This is a genomic window from Agarivorans sp. Toyoura001, assembly GCF_005405585.1.
GTDB lineage: Bacteria > Pseudomonadota > Gammaproteobacteria > Enterobacterales > Celerinatantimonadaceae > Agarivorans.
This window is the reverse complement of record NZ_BJEQ01000007.1, coordinates 54,280-80,401: the sequence shown is the minus strand read 5'-3', so window position 1 is coordinate 80,401 and position 26,122 is coordinate 54,280. Positions and strand designations below refer to the sequence as shown.

Here is a 26,122-nt window from a genome sequence, read left to right as displayed (position 1 = left end):
TCTTTACTCAGCAGAGTAAAGACACCACTTTAAGGAACAATCATGCAGTGTTTAATACCTCTTTTGCAGCAACGCTTAGGCAAAGCAAGTTTAGTGCTTAGCCTCTTATTCACCAGCACTTTAGCGCATGCAAATATAGCTCAAGAAGACTGCGTAAACATCCACTCTCAGCAAACCTTAATAGAGCAATACATAGAACAAGCGCCCTATCGCCAAGCGCTGGCCTCCAAACCCAAGCCTTTTAGCTATTCAGTGGATCAAAGCTATCAACGTTACTTAGACTACGCCGAAAAACTGATCGCCCAACGTAACCCGCGCGCGATGATGGCCTGCCCTATTTCCACTCAAAGTTACCAGTTGTTAGCTAAGCAGCACCAATGGATAGGCAAACCTAAAGTTATCCAACTGATCGCGCCGTTTGAACTTCGTCATGGCGAGAACAATAAAGCCGTTCTGCTGATCCACGGTTTAACCGATTCCCCCTATCACTTTCATGACTTGGCGTTACAATTTTACCAACAGGGCTTTGATGTAAGAACCTTATTGTTGCCGGGCCACGGTACTGCGCCTTCTGATTTAGTCAAAGTAAAGTACCAGCAATGGCAGCAAGCCACCGACTACGCGATTCAACGCACTCTTAAAGATTACCAAGAAGTGTATTTAGGAGGCTTTTCTACGGGCGGGGCCCTGATTCTTAATCACTTGATCACTGAACCCAATAGTGCAGAACAAGTGCAAGGTGTGATGCTGTGGTCGCCCGCTTCTGAAGCCAGCAGTGGCCTAGCTTGGATGGCAAAATATGTGAATTGGTTTAGCACTTGGTTAGATAAAGAAGGGGATGTTGATTTTGCTAAATATGAGTCCTTTCCTTATAACGCAGGGGCGCAAGTGAACGCATTGATGAAACAAGTTAGCAAGCGTATTAGCAAGGCCGACAACTTACCGGAAGTGCCAATGTTATTAGTAGTGAGCGAGCACGACCAAACCATTAATACTCAGGCTAGCTTACAAATACTTAGCCAGTGGCACCGTCCGAATCAGGCTGACCACTTGGTATATTACGGTGATGAATCAAGTTTAGACGCAGGGTTGGCCAAAACCATTTTGGTAGAAGTACCGCAATGTACCACGGCTTCTTGCTCTGCAGTTAAGCACGTGGCCCACACCGCCACTATTAATGCGCCAAGTAATCCGCATTACGGAGAGCGAGGTTACTACCGCAATTGCAGCCATTACCTTAGCGATTTGAGCCTTTATCAACAGTGTAAGCAAGGCAGCAAGGTGGTTAAAGGTGAGAAAACCGAAGCAAACTTGGCTCAATACCCAAGCTTACAGCGGATTACTTACAACCCTTACTATCAGCAAATGTTAGCCAGTATTAAGACATTTATAGCAAATACCGCTAACAACTAAGCTTCCACGGGCATTTTCATGCCTTCGGGCAGTTGGTAGTGATTATGCACTTGGTGCTGGTTTCTACCGCTGTGTTTGGCAATGTACAAGGCTCGGTCGGCATATTTACATAACGAGGAAAAGTTATGGTCAATTGTCGAACTAGCCACACCAATGCTACAAGTAAGGTACATAGAGCTTAATGATTCAGGGTGAGCAATCATTAGCTCTTCTAGGTTATGAACAATTTGCTCGGCTAATAGGGCGGCTTGGTCTTCGCGAATACAACCGGCCAATACAAATTCTTCTCCGCCCATTCTTCCCACGACTAACTTATGGGGCTTAGCTAAGTCGAGCAACAACTTACCATAGCGCTGTAAGGCTTGGTCACCTACTGAGTGCCCCATACTATCGTTCAGTAATTTAAAATAATCTAAATCACAATACAGTACCGAAAACGCCTGTTTATCACTGCTACTGAGCAATTTTTCCGCACGCACATCAAAGGCATGACGGCGTAAACACAAACTTAGCTGGTCAACATCAGCAATATATTGCAACTGCTTACGTTGCTCTACCAACTGGCTAAACACCCCCACTCGGTGGCTAAACAAAAGCAGCGATACCATCACACTCATGCCTAAACCAAAGGCAAAATGCACCACTATTTTGGTGTCTTGATGCATATGCATCACCATGCTGGCCCAAATTACTAAGCCACTAAACAGTGATAACAACAGCAAACGTCGCTCCACCATAAAGCCGCCTAAAGCGACAACCACTAACATCAAGGTGCTGCTTTGCCATAAGCTTTCACTTAAATACATATGCATCAAAGTGTTTAACAGCATCAGTAATACCACTACTAAATGCATCGCAGATGTTGCAGGATTCAAATAACGCGGTAAATAACGGGCAGTAGCAAAAATAGCTAAACCTGAAAACAAGCCGAGAGGCACTAAAATCAGTTTATCAGCGGTGCTATTTAATACGAAAAAATGAGAAATACTCACCAGCAAATAGACAACACTCACCACGTAAGTAAGACGCCTAGTTTGCGGAAAAGCCAAATCTTGCAGCAACTTATGCTGTTCTTCATTATGCGGCTGGATAAAGCCCATCTTTTTTATCAGTTCAATCAATCCATGACTCCAGCAATTCTTCCAATCGCAATCTAAGGCAACTCCTACCTTAGCAATTTTACACTTTTCAAATTGATAGCTTGTTATCAACTATGAAAACTGAATGCCGGAGCTTACTAGAAACAGATTAATGACTGAACACAAATCACCCTATCTTTATAAAATAATTACAAATTTGACAGTAAGCCCTCACTTTATGAGCATTAAAAGTGTCGAAAACACCCGCCAAGCCTCGTTCTGTCGCCGATTGGCGACAATTTTATGAACTTTAACGCATGGCCTAATAAGCCCATTCCCATGCCCAGTATTGGCCAAAAAAACCACCAAACACCGCCTGTTACCCAGTCAATCATAAACAGCAATACGCTTATCGATAAATAACTTATCGCATGTAATTTAAACGCGAGAAAATGTTTATCATGCCGCCGCTGTAATTGCTGCCCAGCTTTCCACTGCTTAATCGCAGCCTCAATTTGCTGGGAATTCAACCCCGATTGCTCAGCAATCTCATAGAGTTCTTGTTGATTCACATTGCTTTGCTGGTGTTGTTGCTGGCGTATGCCTAGGGCAATTATTTGCTTTAATTGTTGAGGTGAGTAGCTGTTGTTCATTGTGGCATCCTACACTAGGTGATTATTGATAGGATAAACGCTAGCTAATCACTCACTGGTGCTCTGCGATAAGAAGAGGTAACTCGTGATAAGTGGCTAAACACTCCGATGAATGGTGAAACAGCGATACACAAAGTGAAGTGTCAGCTAGCAATAGCGCCGTAGATGTAATCACTTAAATTAAAGAGCAATATACCGGGCTGAAAACAGTATCGAAGCATTAAACCAATAAAACATGTAAAATAGGTTTTATTATCTAACATCAAAGCAAGCCATAGGCTTATTAACTAAGCTGATTGGATAAGTTTATATTTTGATCACTTTGGGTGATTAACCACAACAAAACTAACTAAACCGGAGAGTTTAGCTAAACCTAGAGGTACATATGAGTTCTACCACTACCAATGAAGCCGCCCCCAAAAAAGGCGGTATCGCACGCTTTTTAGACACCATTGAGCGTGTTGGTAACAAACTGCCTGATCCAGCAATGCTATTCCTAGGATTAATGTTTTTTGTATGGCTGTTGTCCGCAGGCCTATCTCACTTAAGCTTCGCTGAAATAGATCCTCGTAGTAGCGAAACGATTGTTATTAACAACCTATTGAGTGCCGAGTGGCTTACCACGTGGATGACGAGCATGGTGAAAATCTTCACCGGTTTTGCTCCTTTAGGCGTGGTGTTAGTAGCAGTACTGGGTGTAGGTGTGGCTGAACGCTCTGGCTATATTAACGCAGCGTTAAAGGCAATGCTCAAAGTAACACCTGCCAAAATGATCACCCCAGCGGTGGTAATGATTGGTGTTATTTCGAGTGTTGCTACCGACGCAGGCTATGTGGTGGTAATTCCCTTAGCTGGAGTCATTTTCCATGCGATGGGTCGTCATCCTATTGCCGGTATTACGGCGGCTTTTGCCGGGGTATCAGGCGGCTTTTGTGCTAACTTCATTCCTTCAGGTTTAGATCCATTACTGCAAAGCTTTACCCAAAGCTCAGCCCAGTTATCTGATCCTGAAATGATGGTAAACCCGCTCAATAACTGGTTCTTTGCCTCTGCATCATGTTTACCTATTGTCGCGACTATTTGGTACATCACCGATAAGATTGTTGAGCCTCGCCTGCTAAAAAACAGCCCAATATCTAAAGATTTAGATATTGCCTCAGACATGCACAGCTCCAACAAAAAAGAGACCTTTGCTTTTAGAGTTGCCAGCCTTGTTATGCTTGGGTTAATTGGCGTACTTATCGCGACAGCACTGCCAGCAGACTCTCCACTACGAGCGCCCGCTGAGATGATAGAGGTCACAACAGCTGCTGGTGAGGTCATGCTTCAAGAAAGCACCGAACCACGCTCTTTAACCAGTTTTAGCGCACCGATGATGCAAATCATTGTGCCGCTTATCTTTATCTTCTTTGTTATTCCGGGCGTTGTTTTTGGCTACTTAAATGGCAGCTTTAAAAACACCGATGACATCGTCACGGCCATGTCCAAAACTATGGAAACCATGGGTCACTACATTGTAATGGCATTTTTCTGTTCAATGTTTGTATGGGCCTTTGGACAATCAAACATTGGCGTATTAATGGCAGTGAAAGGGGCTAACTTCTTACAAGCTATTGGTATGGCAGCACCAGCCACCATCGTAGGAATGATTGCCTTAGTGGTGCTAATTAACTTATTTGTGGGTTCTTCTTCTGCTAAATGGGCACTTATATCGCCAGTATTAGTACCGATGCTGATGCAGATGAATATCTCACCAGACTTAGTACAAGCGGCTTACCGCGTGGGCGATTCGAGTTCAAACATTATTACCCCGCTAATGCCGTACTTTCCACTAGTAGTGGTGTACTGTCAGAAATACGTTAAAGGCACTGGTATTGGTACCTTGGTAGCCACCATGTTGCCGTATTCTATCGCCTTAGCGATTTTCTGGACAATTTTCCTATTGGCTTATTGGGCACTTGGTTTCCCACTAGGCTTAGGCGCTAGCTACGTTTACCCACCAGTAATGTAAACTAAGCCTGCAATCAAAAAACGCGCCTATATGGCGCGTTTTTTATTACTTTCGAAAGGCAGCTAACCCGCTAGCCAAGTAGGTAGCGCCAGTGATACTGCTGGAATAAAGGTAGTCAGCACTAGGGCAAACAAAATTGCAATATAGAATGGCCAAATAGATTTAACCGCAGACTCCATCGGCACCTTGCCCACCGCACAACCCACAAACAAACAGGCGCCCACAGGAGGTGTACACAAGCCTAAGCCTAGATTCATCATCAAGATCATACCAAACTGCAATGGGTCAATTCCCAATGACTGAGCCACCGGTAGAAAGATGGGAGTACAGATTAAAATCAGCGCCGCCATGTCCATTACCATGCCCAGCAATAACAACATCACATTGATCAGCAAGATAATCACGATGGGGTTGTCAGAAATACCGCCAAGAAAGTCGATCATTTTGCTGGGCACTTGAAAGTAAGTCAGCATATAAGCAAACGCAGCGGCACAGGCAATCAATACCATCACCATAGAGGTGGTTTTTACCGAATTAACCACCGCAGTTTTAAACTTCTGCCAAGTCAGTTCTCGGTATACCAACACCGTTACCACCAGCGCATAAATGGTGCCAAACGCGCCTGATTCGGTCACGGTAAATACCCCTGATAACACCCCGCCAACAATAATCACTGCGGTGAGTAAACCCGGTAAAGCCACCACAAAATGGGTGAATAACACAGTAAAGCCAGGGAACGTCTCAGCGGCATAACCCCGTTTTACCGCAACAATATACGCGGTTATTGCCAAACATATACACATCAATACGCCAGGCACTACCCCAGCCAGAAATAACTGCGAAATAGAAATACCACCGCCAGCCGCCACCGCATACAAAATCATATTATGGCTAGGTGGGATCATGATGCCGGCAATCGAAGAGGTTACCGTTACATTCACTGCATAGTCTTCGTCATAGCCCTTCTTTTTCATCACAGGAATGAGAATAGAACCCAAGGCTGAAATATCAGCCACTGCCGAACCAGAGATCCCTCCGAATAGCATCGACGACATAACGTTTACCACGCCTAAACCACCACGCACAGCGCCCACAGCCGAAGATGCAAATCGCACCAAACGCATGGCAATACCGCCATGAAACATAAGCTCCCCAGCAAAAATAAAAAACGGAATCGCCATTAAAGAGAACACACTAATGCCTGCGGTAATTCGCTGAAACGCAATCAGCAAGGGGAGCCCTTCAAAGGCAAAAGCCGATACGGCGGCAATGCCTAAAGCAAATGCCACTGGCGTGCCAATAATCACTCCAACTACAAACACCGCCATTAAAATCAATAAACCCATGAACAAATCCTTGTGTTTCCGCTAGCGTTTAAAGGCAGCTTTTACCTGTTGAAATAAGTGAATTAAATGCCCAATGGAGTAAAGCAAGACCAAGCCGCCACAGAGCATAATTGGAATCGCCCTCACCCCTTCAGGGATCCCCAGCAAAGGGATGTTTGAACCCCATTTAAATTGCATGAGCTGATAACTGTTCACCATCATTACGCAGCCGAAAATGGCCAAAGAAAGCTGCGAAATAAGCTGAAAGATCTGCTGCAGCCAAAACGGACTTTTATCGCGAAAAAACGACACACCTAAATGGGTATTCTTGTGAATGCCTACCGATGCGCCAAGAAAAGCAATTAACACCACCAGCAGCAAAGACAGCTGCTCTACCCAAGTAGGCGTTGAGTTAAGCACGTAGCGGCCAAACACCAACCAACCAAAAGTAGCGGTAAGCACCACTAAGGCAACACCTGCAATCCACATGCTAATGCGACTCAAGATCTCCAGAAATTGGTCGTATTTGGATAATTTGAAATGCTCAGGAGGCTGAACCATAAATACCTCTACATCGACTCAACAAAAACATCGCCCTCAATAGAATATCGAGGGCGATAGAGAGATTGCTTTTATTTGGTATTTTTGATGAGCATAACCAAAGGCTTAAGCTCTGGGTTTTCGCCTAAATACTTGTCGTAAACCGGCTGCATAGCCAATTGGAAAGGTTGTTTTTCACTGATTTCATTCAGCTTAACGCCTGCTTTAACCACTTTGTCACGGCTAAAGGCTTCACGTTGCGCCCACAAATCTCGTTGCACGTTGGCCGACTCTTGAGCCGCTTCTTTTAGCAACTGTTGTTGAGCCTCTGGCAAGTTACGAAATGCAGTGGCGTTAACACACAAACACTGAGGAATAATTAAATGCTGCGATAAGGAGTAATAACCAGCCACTTCAAAATGGCCCATCGACTCATACTCTGGCCAACCATTTTCAGCGCCATCTACCACACCGGTTTTCAATGATTGGTAAACCTCAGCATAAGCTATTGGCGATGGGTTACCGCCCAAAGCCGATACCATGCCCGAGTACAGGTCATTATTCATCACTCGCACTTTCATCCCGGTTAAATCTGCGGGGGAGGTAATGGGTTTCTTAGAGTTATAAAACGAGCGAGCTCCAGCGTCATACCAAGCCAAACTAATGAGGCCTTTTTGCTCCATAGCCATATTGATTTTGTCGCCAACTTCGCCGTCCATTGCGGTATGCATATGCGCCACGTCATCAAACACAAACGGCAGCGACAATACATTAGCTTCTTTAACAATAGGACCAATCGGGCCCAAGCTAAAATTACCAATTTCTAAGCCGCCAATGCGCACTTGTTCAATCGCATCAGGTTGATTCCCTAATACCCCTGCATGGTACATCTTAATGGTAAAGTCGCCGTTTGACTTCTGCTCCACCAACTCGGCAAACTTGTCCATGCCAACTGTATTCGGGTAGCCCGCTTTGTGAATGTTCCAACCCTTCCATTCGGTGGCTTGCGCCCCTAAACAAAGGCCCAACGCTAAGGCTAGCGAACTCACTGATAAAGCCGCTTTATTAAGCTGTTTCATGTCCATTCTCCCTTTTGTCCATTATGTACGCACGCGCAATCCAAACATCGGAACAGCTGAGCGAGCAGCTCAAATTGATTAGCAAATCAATTTTGGTAATACAATATTGCTAATGATCGATTTTTAGGCAAGTTTTGCTGAGATTATTTATAAAATAAATGCAACAGAAGCATCAAATAGACTAAAGGAGTAGCAGGCAAAGGTAAGAAATAAGAGCCAGAGCGCAGATTACGGTTACTTTATGAGCTAAGCAACACAAAGTCATCGGCATGCTAACAATTTAATGTTAAGCAATAGAGCTTAAAGAATATCAGCTAAGGACATGAAATATATGAATATGTGGGCAAAGGCTGGTCTTTCAGAGCCAAGCCTTTTGACTAGTTGTCAGCAAATACCACAAAACCTAAGTTTTCCATCAGCGCTGCCATTTGCCAATCAAAAATCTTAACCCCAGAAAAGTCCAAGTGACGAATATCGATACCCGCAATATCTGCGTTACGTAAATCCGCTTGAAACAACTGCAAACCTTGATAAGCACTAGGGGAGAACTGCGTATTGCTTAAGTTGGCTCCTTCTAGGTTTACTCGGCTTAGCACAGCTTCGCTAAGGTTACAGCCCGACAAATTACACTTGGCTAAATTCACCCCTTCAAAGTCACTCAAACTGAAGTTGCTGTCTACCAAATGGGCAGAACTAAACACCACTTTTCGGCTCACTACCTTTGAAAAGTCAGCGTATTCAAAACGACAGCCCTGAGCATGGCAATTCTCAATAGTGACATCAAATAACTCAGCGCGGCTAAAGTTGGCAGTGGAGATATCGCAGCCTTTAAACACCGCTTGGTTGAGGTTGGCGGTGCTAAAATCGCAGCCTCGTTGGCGCTTACGGTCGTACAAGCTGCAATGAGTAAATTGGCTATCACTTAAGTTTGCACCGCTAAAATCGCAATGATATAGCTGGCAATGCTCAAAGCTTACTTCACTCAGGTTCGCCTCGCTAAAATCACAATCCACAAACAAGCACCGCCTAAACTGCAAATGAGGCTGGTCTACCATCGCCCATTCAAGCGCAGTAAAATAACGCTGCTCAATAATGCTGTCAGTGTCGCTAACTTCCAGTAACATTTCTGGAGTTAACTCTGCGGCGGCTATCTTATTCGTACCCGCTTGGTCGATGTTTTGCCGATCATCTTCTATCATCATTAGCTCCTAGCTCGCAGCGGCTTTTCGCCCTCGAGGTGCTGGTTTAGCCTTGTTAGCACCTTTGGCCTTATAGGCCGAACCACCACTTTTAGTATTAGCTTTTCCTTTACGAAAGCGCCGTTTAGTTTGAGGTTGCGCCAACCCAGCAAAGGCTTGGGCGTTTACACTGGCACTTTGCTCAACTAACTGATTTAACTGTCCTTGCATGCCTTGCATAAAACCTTGGTAACTTTGGTTTTTCTGGCTAATGGCATTTAACTGGGTTTCCCAATGCGCGGTCATGTCTGGCCAAGTACACATGGTAGGCAAAGCATTCACCAAGGCTTTCCCGCTGTCGCTAGCATGGATCTGTTTGGCTTGTCGCAGTAAAAACCCACGTTTGAATAGCAACTCAATAATACCCGCTCGCGTGGCTTCAGTGCCTAAACCATCGGTTTCTTTTAACACTGCTTTTAGTTCCTTATCTTGCACAAACCTCGCAATGCCGGTCATGGCCGCCAGTAACGTTGCGTCGGTAAAGGCCTTAGGCGGTTGAGTGTGCTTATCAAGCACTATGCCCTCTAGGCAATGCAAAGGCTGGCTCTTAGCAAGTGGTGGTAAGGTTTTTTCACTTTCTTCACTGCCTTTCTTTTGCGGAAACAAAGTCTTCCAACCAAGTTGTTTGATTTGGTTGGCAGTAGCTTTAAACAGGCCATCTTGAATGATTATTTTGGCTTCGGTGTGGGCATAAAGATAATGTGGGTAAAACTGAACAATGTATTGGCGGGCGATTAACTCATATACGCGGCGCTCTGCTTCGCCTAACTTAGCCACCGCGTAATGCTTTTCGGTAGGAATAATGGCGTGGTGAGCATCTACCTTGGCATCATTCCACGCTTTACTGCGCTTACTGACATCAGCCTCACTAACGGCCTTAGCAAGCTCTTGGCTATTACCTTGAATCGCCGCCAACACCTTGGGCGCGTCAGCATGGTGCTGCTTAGGAAGATAGCGGCTGTCGGAACGCGGGTAGGTAATTAAGGTATGCCGCTCGTACAAGGCTTGGCAAATATCCAGCACCTGTTTAGCGCTATAAGCAAAACGTTTAGCTGCGTCAATTTGCAGGCTAGACAGGTTATACGGTAAAGGGGGAGCTTGTTGTTTGTCTTGCTGCTTTAAGGCGCTAACTTCGGCACTTTGCTGGGTAATTCGTTTCGCAACATGCTCGGCTAAAGGCCGACTCAGCACCCGGCCTTCTTCATCTTGATAGGCTTCGCAGGCGTCGCTAGGTTGCCACATAGCACTAAACATTTCCCCTTGCTCGGTTTGCAATTTAGCCTCAACCTGAAAATAAGGGCGACTAACAAATTCGGCAATCTCTTGATCCCTGCGCACCACTAAACCCAAGATAGGGGTTTGCACACGCCCTACCGATAGTACGCCTGAATACCCTTGCTGTTGGCCTTTTAAGGTGTAAGCGCGAGTAAGATTAATTCCGTATAACCAATCGGCTCTGGAGCGTGCCAGTGCTGAGGTAGATAAAGCGCTAAATTCTTGATTAGACTTTAATTGCGTTAAAGCCCGAGATACCGCAGCAGGGTTTAAATCACTGAGTAACACTCGCTGACATTGTTGCTTTAGTGCCACTTTAGCTTTGCAATGGTCAATCACCAAATCCACCAGCAGTTGCCCTTCTCTGTCGGGATCCCCTGCGTGCACCAAACTATTTGCTTGTTTGATTAAGCTCTTAATCACTTTTAACTGAGAGGCGGTTTTAGATTTAGCTTTCCATTGCCACTGTTCGGGCAATATGGGCAGGTGTTCGAAACGCCATTGTTTAAAACGGCTGTCGTAATGCTCAGGCTCGGCTTGTTCCAGCAAATGACCTATGCACCAAGTTACACAGTCACCATTGGCTAACTGAATATAACCATTTTGTTTTTGTTGAGGCTTTGGCAACACGGCAGCAATGGCGCGTGCAAGGCTTGGTTTTTCAGCAATATAGAGACGCAATGGGCTACAACACCTGTGATTTTATACAGCATTGTAGCCGATTTTTATTATTAGCTAAATATTTGTTGGCTAAGTTTGAGGGTTGCCGCTACGTTACGCGCACTCACAAACAGGTTTTGCTCAGCTTCAACTAGAGCATGGGCTAAATCGCAAGGCCCTGGCACCACCGAGAACACCACATCTATGCCATGTTCATGCACTACTTCGTAACCAGGTAACATCGCCCCCGCTAACGCAATCACCGGTACATCAAACTGCATCGCAATTTGCGCTGCGCCATAGGGGGTTTTACCGGCAATGGTTTGACTATCGATGCGCCCTTCACCTGTGATGAGCAAATCAGCACCTTCAACACTATTGGCTAAATCTACCGCTTCGGTAACAATTTGCACCCCAGGGCGCAAATCGGCCTGCATAAACGCTAGCAAAGCAGCGCCTAAACCACCCGCCGCGCCGCTACCCGCGGCATGCATAATATCGATGCCAAATTGGCTAAATACCACAGCCGCAAAGCGGCCAAGGGCAGCATCAAGCTGACGGATCATCTCTGGTGTGGCACCTTTTTGTGGACCAAATATAGCACTTGCGCCATGTTCTCCACATAAGGGGTTATCAACATCACAAGCAACTTCAATCTCTACTTCAGCTAAGCGCGGATCTAAGCCTGAAATATCAATCGACTCCAAATCAATCAGCTCACCGCCACCGCGTTTTAGTGGTTTATTAAACTTATCGTAAAACTGCGCCCCCAGTGCTTGCAACATGCCTACTCCAGCATCATTGGTCGCGCTACCGCCTAAGCCAATAATCAGCTTGCTAGCACCGGCATCTAAAGCAGCACTAATTAACTCGCCAGTACCATAACTTGAGGTTTTTCGTGGGTCGCGCAGTGCAGGTTCAACCAAATATAAACCCGAGGCAGCGGCCATTTCAATAACAGCGGTTTGCTTGTCACCAAGAATGCCAAAAAACGCTTCTACCTGATTCCCCCTTGGACCTGCCACTAGTACCGGCATAATTTGCCCCTTGGTCGCATCAACCATGGCTTGCACAGTACCTTCACCACCATCGGCCAAGGGCACCTTTAGATATTCAGCATCAGGGAAAATTTGTTGGAAGCCTTGTTCGATCATGTCGGCCGCTTCCATGGCACTTAGGCTCTCTTTAAATGAATCAGGCGCAATAACAATTTTCATCGGCTGTCCTTCTCAGTAATGTCTTAGGCTATTAGCTAGTGCTGGGGTAAACACCTTTTGGTGTAGCTGCAGATTTGCTCACTTAACTGTTTCATTAACTTACCTGCTAATTGCCAATGATGCCAGTACAGCGGCACCCTTACTTGCAGGGCCGGTGTAAGGTTTAATAGGCTGCCATTGGTTAGGTGTTTGGCCACATGTAAACGCGGGTTAAGGCTATAGGCACCACTGGCTAACGCCAGCTCCATAAAGGCTTCAGAAGAGCGTACTGTGTGGCAAGGATACTGCCCTGGACTTAAAGAAAAATGTTCTAACAAAAACTGAATATGCATATCATCGTGCTGATCAAACGACATGCCAGGCGCTAAGCTCAAACTCTCTCTGTTGACTCCCTTGGGGAAAAATCGCTGGGCAAATTCGGGGGTAGCAACACACAAATATTCCATGTAACCCAAAAAATGGCTTTCGCTGCCCGCTACCGCTGCAGCACGGCTGGTCACACAAGCTAATACTTCTCCACTACGCATCCGCTGCCAAGTACGAGACTCATCTTCTACATACAAGTTCATCTCTACCCTTTGCTGCTGCAAGGTAGGGCTTAGTGCCGGAATTAACCAACTCGCTAAACTGTCGGCATTCACCGCTAAAGGCAAGGCTTGAGCGCGAGTATCATCAACATTGAGTTGGCTGGCTAGCTCGGTTTCTAACTGCAGAACTTGCTGATAGTGGCCGAGTAAGCGCTGGCCTAACTCAGTAGGCATAAGCGGCTGAGAGCGAATCAACAAGGGCTGGCCCAGTTGGCTTTCAAGTGCCTTAATGCGCTGCGAGATGGCCGATTGAGTAAGATGTAAACGTTGTGCGGCGCGCTCAAAACTCTGCTCACTAAGCACTGCATCTAAGGCTTTCAATAACTTGTAATCAATATCACCCAGCTTCATTAGCAAAACTTATCTAGTATTAAATTTATTAGCTATATTAAAGCAAATCCTCTGGGTATAGTCCTGTCATTATTTCGCCAACGACGCTTTTTATGCTTAGTACCTACTTTACCGGCCTTAGTTTAATGGCTACGCTAATTATGCCCATTGGCATGCAAAACGCCTTTGTGCTTAACCAAGGCATTCGTCGTCGTCATCATTTGTTAGTCGCTAGCCTATGTTCATTGGCCGATGTGTTTTTTATGTGCATCGGTGTTTGGGGCGGAGCCAAGTTATTTAGCGCTTATCCTTGGTTGTTATACACCATTAGTATTTTAGGCTCAGGCTTTATGATGATGTATGGCTTTCAGTGTTTACAGCGGGCTTGGCGAGGTGAAAGCAGCTTAGAACAGGGCGAAGCTAAACATGAGCTTAAAGCCATTATCTTGGCTTGTTGTGCATTTACCTTCTTAAATCCACATGTCTACATCGATACCATTGTGATTTTAGGTGGGTTTGCCGCCAATATTAGTGTTGAGCAAAGGCCAATGTTTGTGGCTGGCGGAATTAGTGCCTCGTTCCTGTGGTTTTTTGGTTTAGCCTTGATGGGAGCCAAGCTAGCACCGTGGTTAGCTAAACCTCGCGCTCAACAAATTATCGACAGTTTAATTGGCGTCATGATGTTTGGTTTAGCCATTTATTTACTCAAGTTTGTGTTTGCTTAGAGCTGATAATTGGCCTTTTTACCAATATCGTAATGCAGTGGCTGACGGCATTTTTGAACAGCAATATAAAGGCATACAGCTGCGATAATCAGCAAGCTTATACTACGCAGGTTTGGCCAAGGGCTTAGGTTTATTAAGAAGTCCACGGCTAATACCGCGCCTAGCCAACGCAGTGAACCCAAGTTAAAACAAAAACTCTCTTTAAAGGCTACTGCGGCAAAAACCAGATAAAAGCCGGCTAAGGCGAACATGTCTAAGATTGGCCAATGCCACAAGTAATAAGCCATGCTAAGCCACACTGCACTCCACGCAGCGCTTTGGACCAGATAACGAATGGCTTTGTTATATAAGTGAAGATTGTGCGCCAGTAATGCACTGGCTGCTGCAAGCAACCATAGCGGCTGCCAAACCACACCATCAGCAATACTGTGGTAACAGGCACATGCAAAGCTAAAGCTTAGCGTTAACCAACCTACGCGGTAACATAGCACGCTAATAGTATCGATAAGATCGAGCTGTTCTTGGTGTTCAGTATTTGCCAATGGTCTGTCCTTAACTACTCGGGGCGGCTTAAATCTCGGGCTAGAATTAGCGCTAAGCCGATCATTTGTAAAAACAGGGCGAGATTTCGCAGGCTAGAAATAGTGCCCATCTGGTCGGTATAAGCGCCCATTAAATCGATGTTCTGCAAGTACCAATTATCTATGCGCTCGCGTAATTGATTTTGCACCTTTGAGACTAAACGATCTAAAGCCGCCAAATTACTCAAATTGATACTAGGCACTTCGCCCATTTCTAACCAATATTTAAGATCTTTAGCCAGCAGTTGTTGCACGGTTTGCGGGATGGGCTGAGAGGTTTGTGCTTCATTACTCACTAAAGCCAAAATTAACTCACGCTTGCGCTCTAAAGACTCTATCTGCAGCCAGGTTTGTTTGATTAGGTTGTCGTTTGCTTGCTGCTGTTGCACTAATTGATGAGCATCTTGGCTCACACTGTCGATGTAAAAGTTGGTCATTAGCGCTGCCACAATATTGAACAGCAAGCCTATCGATACCAAAACTTGAGTGCGAGTAAAACGCCAGCGCATAAGCCCTCCCAGAAAAACTTAAGTATGGCTAGCGCTTGGCTGTTTGGCTAGTTAAGTGCTTGTTTATTGATGCAAAGCCTAACGACTGGTTTGTTGTCTTGCGGCAAACACGGTGCGAGGAGAGAAGCCGGTAACTAAAGCGGTACCCACCAATATCACCGAGGTGCCTAACAAGGTATTCCAAGACACTGCTTCATTTAAGAATACGCTGCCCCAAAGAATACCAAACACCGGAATCAAAAAAGTAACGGTGAGTGCAGAGGAAGCCCCCACATCACTAATTAATCGGTAATACAGTAAATACGCTACACCACTGCATACCACGCCCAAAAACACCACCGACAGCATTAAGTTAGCCGAGGGTGCCTCTACAATGGGGAAAAATAGCATGGCTGGCGCAACTAACAGGGTGGATGCCCACATGCCCCCGTGGGCATTAGCAAAAGGCTCAACGGATTTAGCTGAATGCGCATAAGTGCTGGCAATGCCGTAACACACCGCAGCACCAATAGAGGCACTAATGGCCACCTTGGCATCAAGGCTTAGTGCAGCGCTATCTACTCCAACCAATATCGCTACCCCCGCGATACCCACCACCAAACCTAATACCTTTTTAAACGGCATGGCTTGGCGCAACCAAAGCGCGGAAATAATCGCCCCCCAAATAGGCGCGGTGGCATTGAGAATAGAGAGTAAAGACGCCGATAAGGTTTGCGCAGCATAAGCCAATAACAAGAACGGTAAGGCAGAATTAAACAAGCCCAATATCATGTAATGACGCCAGTGTTCGCGCCACTTGAGCTGCTTTTTAATGGCGAAGCCCACCAGCATTAAAAACAAAGCTGCAAAGCCTACCCGAAGCTCAATCAGGATACCGGGGCCTAATACAGGCGCGGCGATACGCATAAACAAAAACGAGCTGCCCCATATTGCCGATAGCAGTAACAACCTAATTACACTGGCTAAATCCATTTTGTACGTCCTTAATCCTACTTATTTGAGCAGTGTGCATCAAAGCTAAACAACAAGCGACCCGATATTTGCTCAGCCATAAAAAAGCCGCGTGACCGCGGCTAATTCATTGTTGGTTTGGCTAACTAATACTTAATGGCCAAGCCTAAAACTGGTAGTTAAACTCTACTCGATGATCACCATCTTGAAAGTTTGAATACTCGGTCCAATTCGCAAAGTAACGGATATTGGCACGCGCGTTAATTTGGTAAGACGCAGCGAATTCATGAGCGAATACATCACTATTGCCCATACCAAAGGCATTGTCTTTGTAAAAGTCTGAACCGGAAAGACTGCTCATCCACATTGGGTTGTAGTTAAGCCATATTTTATCGGTAATGGTAATTTTTGAGTAGGTACCCACTAAAGCAAAGGTACCCGGTACCGAGTATCCAGCAGCGTGGTCTGCAGTGCCTTCGGCATAGTTATTAGCAAAGGCTACACCAGCACCAGCTAAAGGATAAAACTGCACAGGGCCAAATTTAGGCAAGGCCTGAATGAATGAATAAGACGCGCTGCCCATCTCATTGCCGATATCGTAACTTACGTCTAACTGCGAACCACGACCATTACTTAGATCTACACCGAAATTACGAAATCGAATGGAATCAACGGAGTCATCGCGCTGGCTGCTTCCATCCCAACCTAAGGCTTCACCCGCAAAGCCTTTTACTTCGATGATGTTCATCGCCATGGTATTCGCATTACCCGTATCGTAGGTTTGCCCCACTTTTAGGTTTAAGCCTTTGTTAGTAACACCTACACCCGCTTGGGTATAAACCGCTAGCGGATCCGACATGTCTTGTAGCTCTTGCTCGGTGCCTTCCGCCGGAGAATGAGGCTTAGAATCGGCAATACTTAGCGCACTTACAGATAGCGCACTAAGCAGTAAACTTGCATTAAAGATAGGAGAGATTAAAGACATAGAGCCGCTCTTAAATAATCAAAAAGCGACAATTTATGGAGTGCTATGCAGGCCAGCAAGCAAGCCGTCTAGTTACATCAGTTTTTTCGACTTTATCGATTAAAACTGTCAAAAAAAGGCCACAAAAAAACCGCCCACAGGCGGCTTAATCACAGGTGCTAAGTCTTAACGTGCTGCCTTGATATGGTCTGCAATCAGGAACGCTAATTCTAAAGCTTGGTCAGCGTTTAGGCGTGGATCACAGTAAGTATGGTAACGCTGAGCCAGATCATGCTCAGTGATTTGGAAAGCACCACCAACACATTCTGTCACGTTACGACCAGTCATTTCAAAGTGAACACCACCCGCATAGGTCCCTTCAGATTTATGGATCTGGAAGAACTGCTGCACTTCACGCAATACATCATCTACGCGACGTGTTTTGTAACCGTTAGGCGCTTTAATGGTATTGCCGTGCATAGGGTCTGAACTCCACACTACGTTTTTACCTTCACGCTCTACCGCTTTAATTAGGTTAGGTAGGTGATCAGCCACTTTATCAGCGCCCATACGAACGATAAGGTTCAAACGACCCGCTTCGTTGTTAGGGTTAATGATGTCGATAATGCGCAACAACTCTTCTGGATCGGTAGTTGGGCCGGCTTTCAAGCCAATAGCGTTTTCTACGCCACGTAAAAACTCGATGTGAGCGTGGTCGATTTGGCGAGTACGGTCACCAATCCACAACATGTGAGCAGAACAGTCATACCACTTGCCCGTTAGGCTGTCACAGCGAGTAAGAGCTTGCTCATACGGCAGTAACAAGGCTTCGTGTGAAGTGTATAAGTTAGTTTCGCGAAGTTGTGGTGCGGTAGCTGGGTTAATGCCACAAGCGCTCATAAAGGCCAGTGACTCTTCAATGCTACCCGCTAGCGCTTCATAACGCTCGCCTAATGGGCTTTTCTTAATGAAGTCTAAGTTCCATTTGTGCACTTGGTTTAAATCAGCCAAGCCACCTTGGGCAAATGCACGTAGCAAGTTTAGCGTTGAAGTAGATTGGTTGTAAGCATCTACCATACGCTGCGGATCTGGCACGCGGCTTTTCTCGTTAAAGTCGATGGCATTGATAATGTCACCGCGGTACGACGGCCAGCTTTCGCCGTTAATCGTTTCCATGTCTTCGCTACGAGGTTTAGCAAATTGACCAGCAATACGGCCAATTTTAACCACCGGCTTCTGACCACCAAAGGTTAGTACTACCGCCATTTGCATTAATGCTTTAAACGTATCGCGAATATGGCTAGTACGGAATTCGTCAAAACTCTCGGCGCAATCACCACCTTGCAGTAAAAAGGCTTCACCCTTGGCTACTTTGGCTAAGTCTTCACGTAAAGCGCGCGCTTCACCAGCAAAAACTAGCGGTGGCTGATCAGCCAAATACTTCTCGGTTTGTTGAAGCTTTTCTTGATCAGGGTAAGTAGGTAATTGTTTTACTGGTTTGTCTCTCCAGCTTGAGGGTGTCCATTGCGTCATGTTGCGTTCCCGAGAGTGCTCTAAAACCCCCATAATAGGCATTCTAGAGCACATGAAAAGCGCTAATTGTAGTTTTTTTCTACCTACCTAATTATTTATCACTTAATAGCAACAATAAAACATAAATCCCAACAAAAAAAAGTAACTGAATAAATTCACATTTTTATACTAATGTAATGGGCTTCCCTTAGGGGTAACGCAGCCATTTTGCTACTATGATCAACAAGCTAATTAACCCTATGAAACCTATGAAACAATCATCAGTGACCTTAAAAGACGTAGCCAAAACCGCCGGAGTCTCTCACCAAACGGTAGCAAGAGTGGTTAGAAAATCGCCGAAGGTTGCTGAAAAAACGCGAATTAAGGTCCAGCAAGCAATTGCTGACGCAGGTTACTTACCTAACCGCATGGCTCAACAATTGGCGAGAAGGCAGTCACTCACCTTGGGATTTGTATCAATAAACATTTCTCTACACGCCATTGCTAAAATCGCTGATGGGATCCGCCGCGAAGCGTTAAAGCAAGGTTTCAGTTTATCCATTTCAATGATGAACGAGTTGGATCAAGATTCTTGTAACAAAGCTATTGATGAGTTACTTGGTCAGCAAGTTGACGGCTTAATTATTAATACCTCAATCACTCACGCCACCATTAAGCTAATCCAAGAGCGTGAAAATTTGCCCCCTTGTGTATTCATCGACTTTGATAAAAACAACGATGCTTTGCAGGTATCTCATGACCAAGTGGGCGGCGCCAGCTTAGCCGCTCAGCACCTTATCGACCTAGGGCATCGTAATATTGCACTGATTAATGGTGCCGCTAACACCTGTGTAGCGCATTGGCGCGAGTCAGGTTGGTTAGAAAGCTTGTCCAAAGTCAACATTACGCCGGTGAATCGAATGGACGGCAACTGGAACGCCCGCAGTGGCTACCAAGCTACCTTAGAGCTGTTAGATGCTGAAACGGACTTTACTGCCATATTGGTGGCCAATGATGAGATGTGCTTAGGCGTGCTGCGAGCACTCAATGAGCGCAACATTAACGTGCCACAAGATGTTTCGGTAGTGGGGTTTGATAACCACGACGACAGCGAGTTTTACAACCCACCACTCACCACTATCGACCAAAATTGTCATGAGCTAGGGGAAACCGCGGTCACTTTACTAATGCAAAAAATGAACAGTGAACAACAATCTGAATCCCGCGTTTTACTCACCACCAAGCTGGTTAAACGACAAAGCTCTGGCCCAGTCAAAACCTAGTATTAATGAGGGTGTGAACGCCACCTGCAAGGCGCGATGGTGAGTTGTTCAAAACAAGCAGTAAACGATGAATCGCTGGGGCTGCAAGCATATAGCCCTAGCTTAACGGCCTGTTTGGCAGCAGCTGGAGGATCGGTTTGCACACTTGCTGTTTCACCAAGTTGGTGAAGATGAAAAACCCGCATTTGCTGATACGCTTCACCGTCTTGCGAATACTCAATCAAGAAATCGGGCCCTCGTCGGCTTAAGCGATACCAAATATGTTGCGGTGTACTAATATCAGTTGTTGCCCAATCCGAATAACCCAAGTTAGTCACGACTGAACCCAAGCGTGACAATGCTGCTGTTTCAAATTCAATGGATGCCTTAAACCAGTTTTCGCTGTCGAGATAAATAATCACTCCCGCTTGGTCAAACTGCTTCTGATAGTCAAAACTCACCTTCACACTAACGCTAAAGTTGTCTTGATAGCTTAAGAGTAAAGCCGGTGCATTGTCGTTGCGAAAACCATAGTACGAGCGCTGCCAAAAATCGGTATGCGGATCGGTGGTCAGGCGTAACTGATGGTCGTCTAATACATATTGCTTAGGTGGGTTGAGCCACTTAGCCTGTGAAAATTCTTTCATCACTACCTCTCCCTGTTAATTACCTGCGTAGCTGGCCAGCTTATGCAACAAAGCATGTTTCACCGTGGGCCATTCTTGATTAGTAATCGAAAACACCACTGTATCGCGATAGTTACCTTGAGCATCAAGACTATGATTGCGTAAAACCCCATCCTGTTTAGCGCCTAAACGGGCGATGGCTGCGCGTGAAGCATGATTGTGCCAATGGGTTCTAAATTCCACAGCAATAGAACTGAGTTGCTCAAAAGCGTAACTCAGCAATAGCAATTTGCATTGGGTATTTACTGAAGAGCGCTGATAGCTTTTTGCATACCAGGTATAACCAATCTCTAAACGGCGGTTAACAACATCGGCATGGCAATAGCGAGTTGCACCAATAACGTTGCCGCTGGGTTTATCTATTACAACAAACGGCAGCGCCACACCTTGCTGCTTATCTTGTAAAGCACTGTCAAAGTAAGCATCAATAGAGTCTGCATTGGGAACGCTGGTGTACCACAACTGACTTAAGCGCCCATCGGCTTCGGCGGCTAATAGCGCTGCTCTATGGCTTAACTGCAAGGGCTGCAACAGCACATTTCCGGCGCTTAATTCTGATTCAATTAAATAGGGCTGCCTAGTCATCCATTACTCTCACTCATCGTTATTTCAATAGGCAGATTAATACGCAACAGAATGAATAGAAAGCGAAAAAATGGCTAATCATTAAGCTATGAAGTTCATTTCGTTTACTACACTTAGCCAATAACGACTCAGAGCTTAAAAGCATTCACACAATTAGGGTTTCATACTAAAAAGGAAAAATTATGGGCATTATTATTTGGTTACTTATTGGTGCGGTGGCAGGTTGGCTTGCTGGCAATATTATGAAAGGCGGCGGCTTTGGCGTGTTAGGCAACATTGTGGTGGGCATTGTTGGCTCGGTAGTGGGCGGCTTTGTTTTTGGTTTGCTTGGTTTTGGAAGCACCAGTATGTTGGGGTCGCTTATCACTGCCGTTGTGGGCGCGGTAATTTTGCTCTACATCGTTAGCATTGTAAAAAAGTGAGCTAAATGACAAACGCAAAAAAGCCAGCTAATAAGCTGGCTTTTTTAATCTAATAAGTTCTTGTTTAACCTTTAACAGCACCTGCCGTTAGGCCGTCAATCAACTTACGAGAAGTCATTACGAACAAGATCATCAGAGGTACTACCGCAATCGCAGCACCAGCACAAATTGCGCCCCAAGGAACCTGGCCGGTACCTTGCAATGCTCGAAGAGCTAGCGGCACGGTAAACATCTTCATGTCATTCATTACCACTAATGGGCCCATGAAGTTGTTCCACTGGCCAATAAAGGTAATCAAACCAAGCGTACCAAAAGCAGGTGTAATTAATGGCACAACTACACGCCAGTAGATAGCAAACTCATTACAGCCATCCATACGTGCTGCTTCAATCAGCTCTTTTGGAATCGCACTAGAGATGAACTGGCGCATCATAAAGATACCCATTGCCCCACAGGCCATAGGAATATATAGCGCTCGTGGTTGGTTCATCCATTCTAGCTTAGACATAATTAATGCAGTTGGAATCATGCCCAAGAAAGGTGGTAACAACATGGTGCCCATAATTAATATGAACATTACGTTGCGGCCTTTAAACTCAAACAAGGCAAATGCATAACCCGCTAATGAACAGAAGAACAAGTTAAGTATTGTAGTAATCAACGCTACATAAAAACTTAAACCAATGTTGTGCCAAAAGTACGGCAGTGCATCTAACAGAATGCCAACGTTATTAATAAATTCTCCACCGAACCACATTGGTGGCGGCACCGACAAAATCGATGAGTTGGTATGCGAAGCAAATATAAACATGAAGTAGAACGGCGCCAACATAATGATGGAACCCATACCTACAATGAAATAAGCGATTAAATGACTCTTAGTTAGTTTATTCATAATTTACTCCTACTTCTTCTCACCGAGTAATTTGTTGTTACCCCAGGTAAGGAAGGCAATCAGCGCAAACAGAATCCAAGAGATAGCTGATGCAGTACCAAAGTCACCCTCAACAAACGCGGTAATGTACATATGCATTGCGGCTGTTTTACCCGCTTGCTCAAGACCACCAGTACCACCAGTAATAATGAACGGTTCTTCAAACAATTGCAGGTTACCAATAATGGTTAAGGTTACCGCGAAGAACATCATTGGCTTAAGCATAGGTACCGTGATGTACCAAAATTGCTGCCAACGTTTAGCGCCATCCACCGTGGCCGCTTCATACAAATCTTTAGGAATGGTTTGCATCGCAGAAAGATACAGAACGGTATTCCAGCCAACGAAGCGCCAGAACACAACAAAAGCAATCATGGTTTTGGTGTACTCAGGTCGATTCCAATCAATATTTTCTGTAGGGAATAACCAAGCTAGAGGTTGAATATCACCAATGGTCCAGTTACCCGCCGAGGTAAATAGCATGTTAATCATGCCAAAGTCTCGTGAGAACAGGGTTGTAAATACCAAAGAGATAGCAACAGTAGAGGTAATAAATGGCATAAAGTACATGCCAATCACCGTGTTACGGCTGCGTTTAAAACTAGTATGTAAGAAATAAGCTAAAGGAATTGCTATTACATGCTGGGGGATACCCGCAGCTAACGCAAGCCACAATGTATTGTATACGGACGTCTGAAACCAATCATCGGTTAAGGCGAATGTGTAGTTTTCAATACCTACCCACTCCATGGCACTTAATCCCGCGGCTGGCTCCCAATAGTGAAACGACAAAAATAAAGAGAAAAGTAACGGAAACAACCCAAAGACTGTAAATATTGCAAAGAAAGGGCTAATAAATAAGTAAGGAGCCCATTTGTAGCCACTTGCATGTAGTCGCTGCTTTAGGGTCCGCTTTTTAATTTTAGCTACTGGTGGTCTTACGGCAGACTCTACAGAAGACATCTTTAACTCCCGACAAAAAAAAAAGTGAGGGAGCGAGCTCCCTCGATATTAAAATTAACGTCTAGCGCGACGTTTGATTTGCTTTTCAGCTTCAGCTAACGCTGCATCAATGTTTTCATCACGCTCTAATACACCTTCAAGTGCATCATTAATGATTTGTTCAGCAACTGGATCATGCTTGTGAACATCCATTGCTGGAATGCGGTCAGCAGAATTCTTCCACTCTACGCGAGCCACTTGGCCACCTAGGTAAGGAATTGGTTGGTTTATGAAGTCATCATTTTGCGCTTCAACTAATGCTGGGAAAGCGTCTAAATCACGGAAAGCTGCAATTTGCATCTCTTTATCCATGGTCATGAACTTAATGAATTCCCATGCTTCAGCTTTGTTTTTGGCTTTCTTAGGAATAGCGTAGAAAGAACCACCCCAGCTTGCATAAGTACCGCCTGGTAGAGCAGCTGAACGCCATAGGCCTTTACTCTCTGGAGCAATCCAGTTAGCTAAGTGACCGCCTAACCAAGCACCCATCATTTGTGAAGCGATAGTGCCGCGACGTAAACCTTCAGTCCACTCTGAGCTCCATGCACCAACTTGTGCATCAATACCGGCTTCACGAACAGCTTTTGCTAAACGGAACGCTTCTTTGAAACGGTCATTGTTTACCGTGATGTTGCCTTCTGCATCAAAGTAGATACCTTCGCCATCTTTAAGACCACTACGAATCACAACGTCTTTAATATCTACAGCACTGGCAACAAGGTAAGAACCGGTTGTTTCTTTGATTTTTTTACCCGCAGCAATAAAAGAATCCCAGTCTTTAATAAGGTCTTCTTCAGTTACGCCAGCTTTGGTAAAGATATCTTCGCGGAAGAACAACGCACCAGGGCCAATATCTGCTGGAATTGCTGCTAATGTACCGCTACCACCAGTGGCTAGTGGCACAGTAAATTTAGAAAATAGTTTTTCATATTGCTCTGCACTGTATGGAGCAGCGCGTAAATCTTCTAAGCCACCAGATGATGCAAAGCGGCCAATGTAACCATATTCAATACCCATTACGTCAGGTAGGTTACCGCCAGTTGCTAGCGCAGTAGTCATCGCATTATGGTGATCACCATAAGCTAACGATACGAGCTTAATTTCTACATCTGGATTAATCTTTTTATAAAGTGGAATAGCCGACTGTACAGCAAGGTCAAAGCTAGGGAATGAAGCTACTGTTAGGGTAGTTTTCGCCCATGCTGACGTTGCGGTTAACGCCAGCGTAGTGCCGAGGGCTAACGCTACTGTTCCAAGTTTCTTTTTGTTAAACATCCTATTCTCCTAAGTACATGAATTTTATTATTATTCAGTGTCGCAATTGGCTAGTGCGCCGACGCTTTTACAAGCGCTGGGAGTAACTAGTTCATTTGTGGCAAAATTGCCTTTCCGGTTTCATTGTTAAACAAGTGGATCCGCGAAATATCGAAGAACAACTCCACTTTATCGTCTATATCCGCATTCACATCATCAGCAATTGCAACTTCTGCAATAAAACGAGCACCATCCAGTTCACACTGTACGTGGTAGGTAGAACCAAGAAGCTCGACGCCGATAACATCTGCTTTCACGCTACCAATGGTTTCTGATTCAATAGAACGTTGATGTAGATACAGGTCACTTGGGCGAATACCCAAAGTGCATAGCAAGTCATCTTCTGCATACACCGCTGGTAAGTCGATGTGCTGGTCAGAAAACACCAAGCTAGAAATAGTGCCAGTTTTCTTAATGGTTGCAGGAATCATGTTCATTTCAGGCGCGCCAATGAACGATGCAACAAATTTGTTGGCTGGCTCTTCAAAGATTTCTTTTGGCGTGCCTACTTGCTCAATGTAACCATCTTTAAGAATCACGATACGGTCAGCTAAAGTCATTGCCTCAACTTGGTCGTGGGTTACGTATAAGGTGGTGGTGCCTAATTTGTCGTGCAGAGTTTTGATTTCAGCGCGCATTGAGCCACGTAGTTTGGCGTCAAGGTTAGATAGCGGCTCATCGAATAAGAATACTTCAGGAGTACGTACCATTGCGCGGCCCATTGCCACACGTTGACGCTGACCACCTGATAACTCTTTAGGTTTGCGATCAAGTAATGGGGTTAGCTCTAACATATCGGCTGCGTATTTCACGCGCTTAACGATCTCGTCTTTTGCTACGCCAGTCATTTTAAGACCGAAGGCAATGTTTTGCTCCACACTCATGTGCGGGTATAAAGCGTAGCTTTGGAACACCATGGCGATGTTACGTTCCATCGGGTGTAAGTCATTCACTAGCTCATCAGCGATGAAAATTTCGCCATCCGAAATATCTTCCAAGCCAGCCAGCATTCTTAGCGTTGTTGATTTGCCACAACCAGAAGGACCAAGTAGCACAACAAACTCGCCATCATTAATGTGCAAGTCGAAGCTTTTAACGACTTCAGTTTTACCAAAGCGTTTTTTCAAATTGTTAAATGTAACTGCTGCCATGATGTTTCATTTCCATAAGATTAAATGTGGAGAGGCCTTAAAGAGAGTCGACAAATTCAGTTTATTTGAAACTCTGTGTAAGCGCTTTCTTGGGTTAAACTTTAGCTAAGCCTGAAA

Annotated in this window: 25 protein-coding genes; 5 read left to right on the top strand and 20 right to left on the bottom strand. The window is 45.2% G+C overall.

Annotated elements, in window-relative coordinates; all coding sequences use genetic code 11:
• The first annotated feature begins 42 nt into the window (after positions 1–42).
• Positions 43–1,413 carry a carboxylesterase gene (locus FFR00_RS10580; protein ID WP_137673369.1) on the top strand — a complete coding sequence of 457 codons (1,371 nt, stop codon included), beginning with the start codon at positions 43–45 and terminating at the stop codon, positions 1,411–1,413.
• Here the strand turns inward: FFR00_RS10580 and FFR00_RS10575 are convergent.
• Positions 1,410–2,534 (bottom strand): diguanylate cyclase, encoded by a 1,125-nt coding sequence (locus FFR00_RS10575; RefSeq protein ID WP_137673368.1) that lies wholly within the window; start codon positions 2,532–2,534, stop codon positions 1,410–1,412. The two genes, FFR00_RS10580 and FFR00_RS10575, sit on opposite strands and share 4 nt — an antisense overlap.
• Positions 2,535–2,737: 203 nt before the next feature.
• Complete coding sequence (locus FFR00_RS10570) at positions 2,738–3,145, bottom strand: 2TM domain-containing protein (protein ID WP_137673367.1); 408 nt, start codon at positions 3,143–3,145, stop codon at positions 2,738–2,740.
• Positions 3,146–3,530: 385 nt separating this feature from the next.
• Between FFR00_RS10570 and FFR00_RS10565 the strand changes: the two genes are divergently transcribed.
• Positions 3,531–5,156 carry an AbgT family transporter gene (locus FFR00_RS10565; protein WP_137673366.1) on the top strand — a complete coding sequence of 542 codons (1,626 nt, stop codon included), beginning with the start codon at positions 3,531–3,533 and terminating at the stop codon, positions 5,154–5,156.
• A 62-nt stretch (positions 5,157–5,218) separates the two neighbouring features.
• Here the strand turns inward: FFR00_RS10565 and FFR00_RS10560 are convergent, their stop codons facing one another.
• The 7 genes from FFR00_RS10560 to FFR00_RS10530 all read right to left on the bottom strand — a co-directional run bounded on the left by FFR00_RS10560 (position 5,219) and on the right by FFR00_RS10530 (position 13,428).
• Positions 5,219–6,502: a TRAP transporter large permease gene (locus FFR00_RS10560; RefSeq protein ID WP_137673365.1), complete on the bottom strand. Its 1,284-nt coding sequence runs from the start codon at positions 6,500–6,502 to the stop codon at positions 5,219–5,221.
• 21 nt (positions 6,503–6,523) lie between these two features.
• Entirely contained in the window at positions 6,524–7,042 is a 519-nt protein-coding gene (locus FFR00_RS10555; protein ID WP_137673364.1) for a TRAP transporter small permease, read from the bottom strand.
• 71 nt (positions 7,043–7,113) lie between these two features.
• Positions 7,114–8,100 carry a TRAP transporter substrate-binding protein gene (locus tag FFR00_RS10550; RefSeq protein WP_137673363.1) on the bottom strand — a complete coding sequence of 329 codons (987 nt, stop codon included), beginning with the start codon at positions 8,098–8,100 and terminating at the stop codon, positions 7,114–7,116.
• Between the two features lie 377 nt (positions 8,101–8,477).
• A complete protein-coding gene (locus FFR00_RS10545; RefSeq protein WP_235836203.1) occupies positions 8,478–9,302 on the bottom strand; it encodes a pentapeptide repeat-containing protein in 825 nt (274 codons plus the stop codon).
• 6 nt (positions 9,303–9,308) lie between these two features.
• Positions 9,309–11,294, bottom strand: a complete 1,986-nt coding sequence (locus FFR00_RS10540; RefSeq protein ID WP_137673362.1) for a DNA topoisomerase III — start codon at positions 11,292–11,294, stop codon at positions 9,309–9,311.
• Positions 11,295–11,344: 50 nt separating this feature from the next.
• Positions 11,345–12,490 carry a glycerate kinase gene (locus FFR00_RS10535; protein WP_137673361.1) on the bottom strand — a complete coding sequence of 382 codons (1,146 nt, stop codon included), beginning with the start codon at positions 12,488–12,490 and terminating at the stop codon, positions 11,345–11,347.
• Positions 12,491–12,525: 35 nt separating this feature from the next.
• The gene (locus FFR00_RS10530) at positions 12,526–13,428 is read right to left on the bottom strand and encodes a LysR family transcriptional regulator ArgP (protein ID WP_137673360.1); all 903 of its coding nucleotides are present in this window, start codon (positions 13,426–13,428) and stop codon (positions 12,526–12,528) included.
• A gap of 92 nt (positions 13,429–13,520) precedes the next feature.
• On the opposite strand from FFR00_RS10530, the gene FFR00_RS10525 reads away from it, so the two are divergent.
• Complete coding sequence (locus FFR00_RS10525) at positions 13,521–14,132, top strand: LysE/ArgO family amino acid transporter (RefSeq protein ID WP_137673359.1); 612 nt, start codon at positions 13,521–13,523, stop codon at positions 14,130–14,132.
• On the opposite strand, the gene FFR00_RS10520 is transcribed toward FFR00_RS10525, so the two are convergent.
• From FFR00_RS10520 to FFR00_RS10500, 5 genes are all read right to left on the bottom strand, one after another.
• Complete coding sequence (locus FFR00_RS10520; RefSeq protein ID WP_137673358.1) at positions 14,129–14,674, bottom strand: DUF2301 domain-containing membrane protein; 546 nt, start codon at positions 14,672–14,674, stop codon at positions 14,129–14,131. The two genes, FFR00_RS10525 and FFR00_RS10520, sit on opposite strands and share 4 nt — an antisense overlap.
• 14 nt (positions 14,675–14,688) lie before the next feature.
• Positions 14,689–15,222 carry a hypothetical protein gene (locus tag FFR00_RS10515; protein WP_137673357.1) on the bottom strand — a complete coding sequence of 178 codons (534 nt, stop codon included), beginning with the start codon at positions 15,220–15,222 and terminating at the stop codon, positions 14,689–14,691.
• Positions 15,223–15,300: 78 nt separating this feature from the next.
• On the bottom strand, positions 15,301–16,194 hold the full coding sequence (locus FFR00_RS10510; RefSeq protein ID WP_137673356.1) for a DMT family transporter: 894 nt from the start codon (positions 16,192–16,194) through the stop codon (positions 15,301–15,303).
• A gap of 145 nt (positions 16,195–16,339) precedes the next feature.
• The gene (locus tag FFR00_RS10505; RefSeq protein ID WP_137673355.1) at positions 16,340–17,158 is read right to left on the bottom strand and encodes a hypothetical protein; all 819 of its coding nucleotides are present in this window, start codon (positions 17,156–17,158) and stop codon (positions 16,340–16,342) included.
• Between the two features lie 165 nt (positions 17,159–17,323).
• Positions 17,324–18,670: a class II 3-deoxy-7-phosphoheptulonate synthase gene (locus FFR00_RS10500; RefSeq protein WP_137673354.1), complete on the bottom strand. Its 1,347-nt coding sequence runs from the start codon at positions 18,668–18,670 to the stop codon at positions 17,324–17,326.
• A gap of 248 nt (positions 18,671–18,918) precedes the next feature.
• Here FFR00_RS10500 and FFR00_RS10495 point away from each other — a divergent pair, with 248 nt between their 5' ends.
• Positions 18,919–19,932 carry a LacI family DNA-binding transcriptional regulator gene (locus FFR00_RS10495; RefSeq protein ID WP_161985146.1) on the top strand — a complete coding sequence of 338 codons (1,014 nt, stop codon included), beginning with the start codon at positions 18,919–18,921 and terminating at the stop codon, positions 19,930–19,932.
• Positions 19,933–19,934: 2 nt separating this feature from the next.
• Here FFR00_RS10495 and FFR00_RS10490 read toward each other — a convergent pair whose 3' ends face one another.
• Together FFR00_RS10490 and FFR00_RS10485 are read right to left on the bottom strand one after the other, a co-directional pair.
• A complete protein-coding gene (locus FFR00_RS10490; RefSeq protein WP_137673352.1) occupies positions 19,935–20,558 on the bottom strand; it encodes a DUF1349 domain-containing protein in 624 nt (207 codons plus the stop codon).
• A gap of 15 nt (positions 20,559–20,573) precedes the next feature.
• Positions 20,574–21,182 (bottom strand): GNAT family N-acetyltransferase, encoded by a 609-nt coding sequence (locus FFR00_RS10485; RefSeq protein ID WP_137673351.1) that lies wholly within the window; start codon positions 21,180–21,182, stop codon positions 20,574–20,576.
• A 182-nt stretch (positions 21,183–21,364) separates the two neighbouring features.
• On the opposite strand from FFR00_RS10485, the gene FFR00_RS10480 reads away from it, so the two are divergent.
• Positions 21,365–21,604 (top strand): GlsB/YeaQ/YmgE family stress response membrane protein, encoded by a 240-nt coding sequence (locus FFR00_RS10480; protein WP_137673350.1) that lies wholly within the window; start codon positions 21,365–21,367, stop codon positions 21,602–21,604.
• A gap of 64 nt (positions 21,605–21,668) precedes the next feature.
• Here the strand turns inward: FFR00_RS10480 and FFR00_RS10475 are convergent, their stop codons facing one another.
• From FFR00_RS10475 to FFR00_RS10460, 4 genes are all read right to left on the bottom strand, one after another.
• Positions 21,669–22,499: a carbohydrate ABC transporter permease gene (locus tag FFR00_RS10475; RefSeq protein ID WP_137673349.1), complete on the bottom strand. Its 831-nt coding sequence runs from the start codon at positions 22,497–22,499 to the stop codon at positions 21,669–21,671.
• Between the two features lie 9 nt (positions 22,500–22,508).
• Positions 22,509–23,501, bottom strand: a complete 993-nt coding sequence (locus FFR00_RS10470) for a carbohydrate ABC transporter permease (protein ID WP_137673348.1) — start codon at positions 23,499–23,501, stop codon at positions 22,509–22,511.
• Between the two features lie 54 nt (positions 23,502–23,555).
• The gene (locus tag FFR00_RS10465; RefSeq protein WP_137673347.1) at positions 23,556–24,815 is read right to left on the bottom strand and encodes an extracellular solute-binding protein; all 1,260 of its coding nucleotides are present in this window, start codon (positions 24,813–24,815) and stop codon (positions 23,556–23,558) included.
• 86 nt (positions 24,816–24,901) lie between these two features.
• On the bottom strand, positions 24,902–26,005 hold the full coding sequence (locus FFR00_RS10460; protein ID WP_137673346.1) for an ABC transporter ATP-binding protein: 1,104 nt from the start codon (positions 26,003–26,005) through the stop codon (positions 24,902–24,904).
• Positions 26,006–26,122 lie beyond the last annotated feature (117 nt).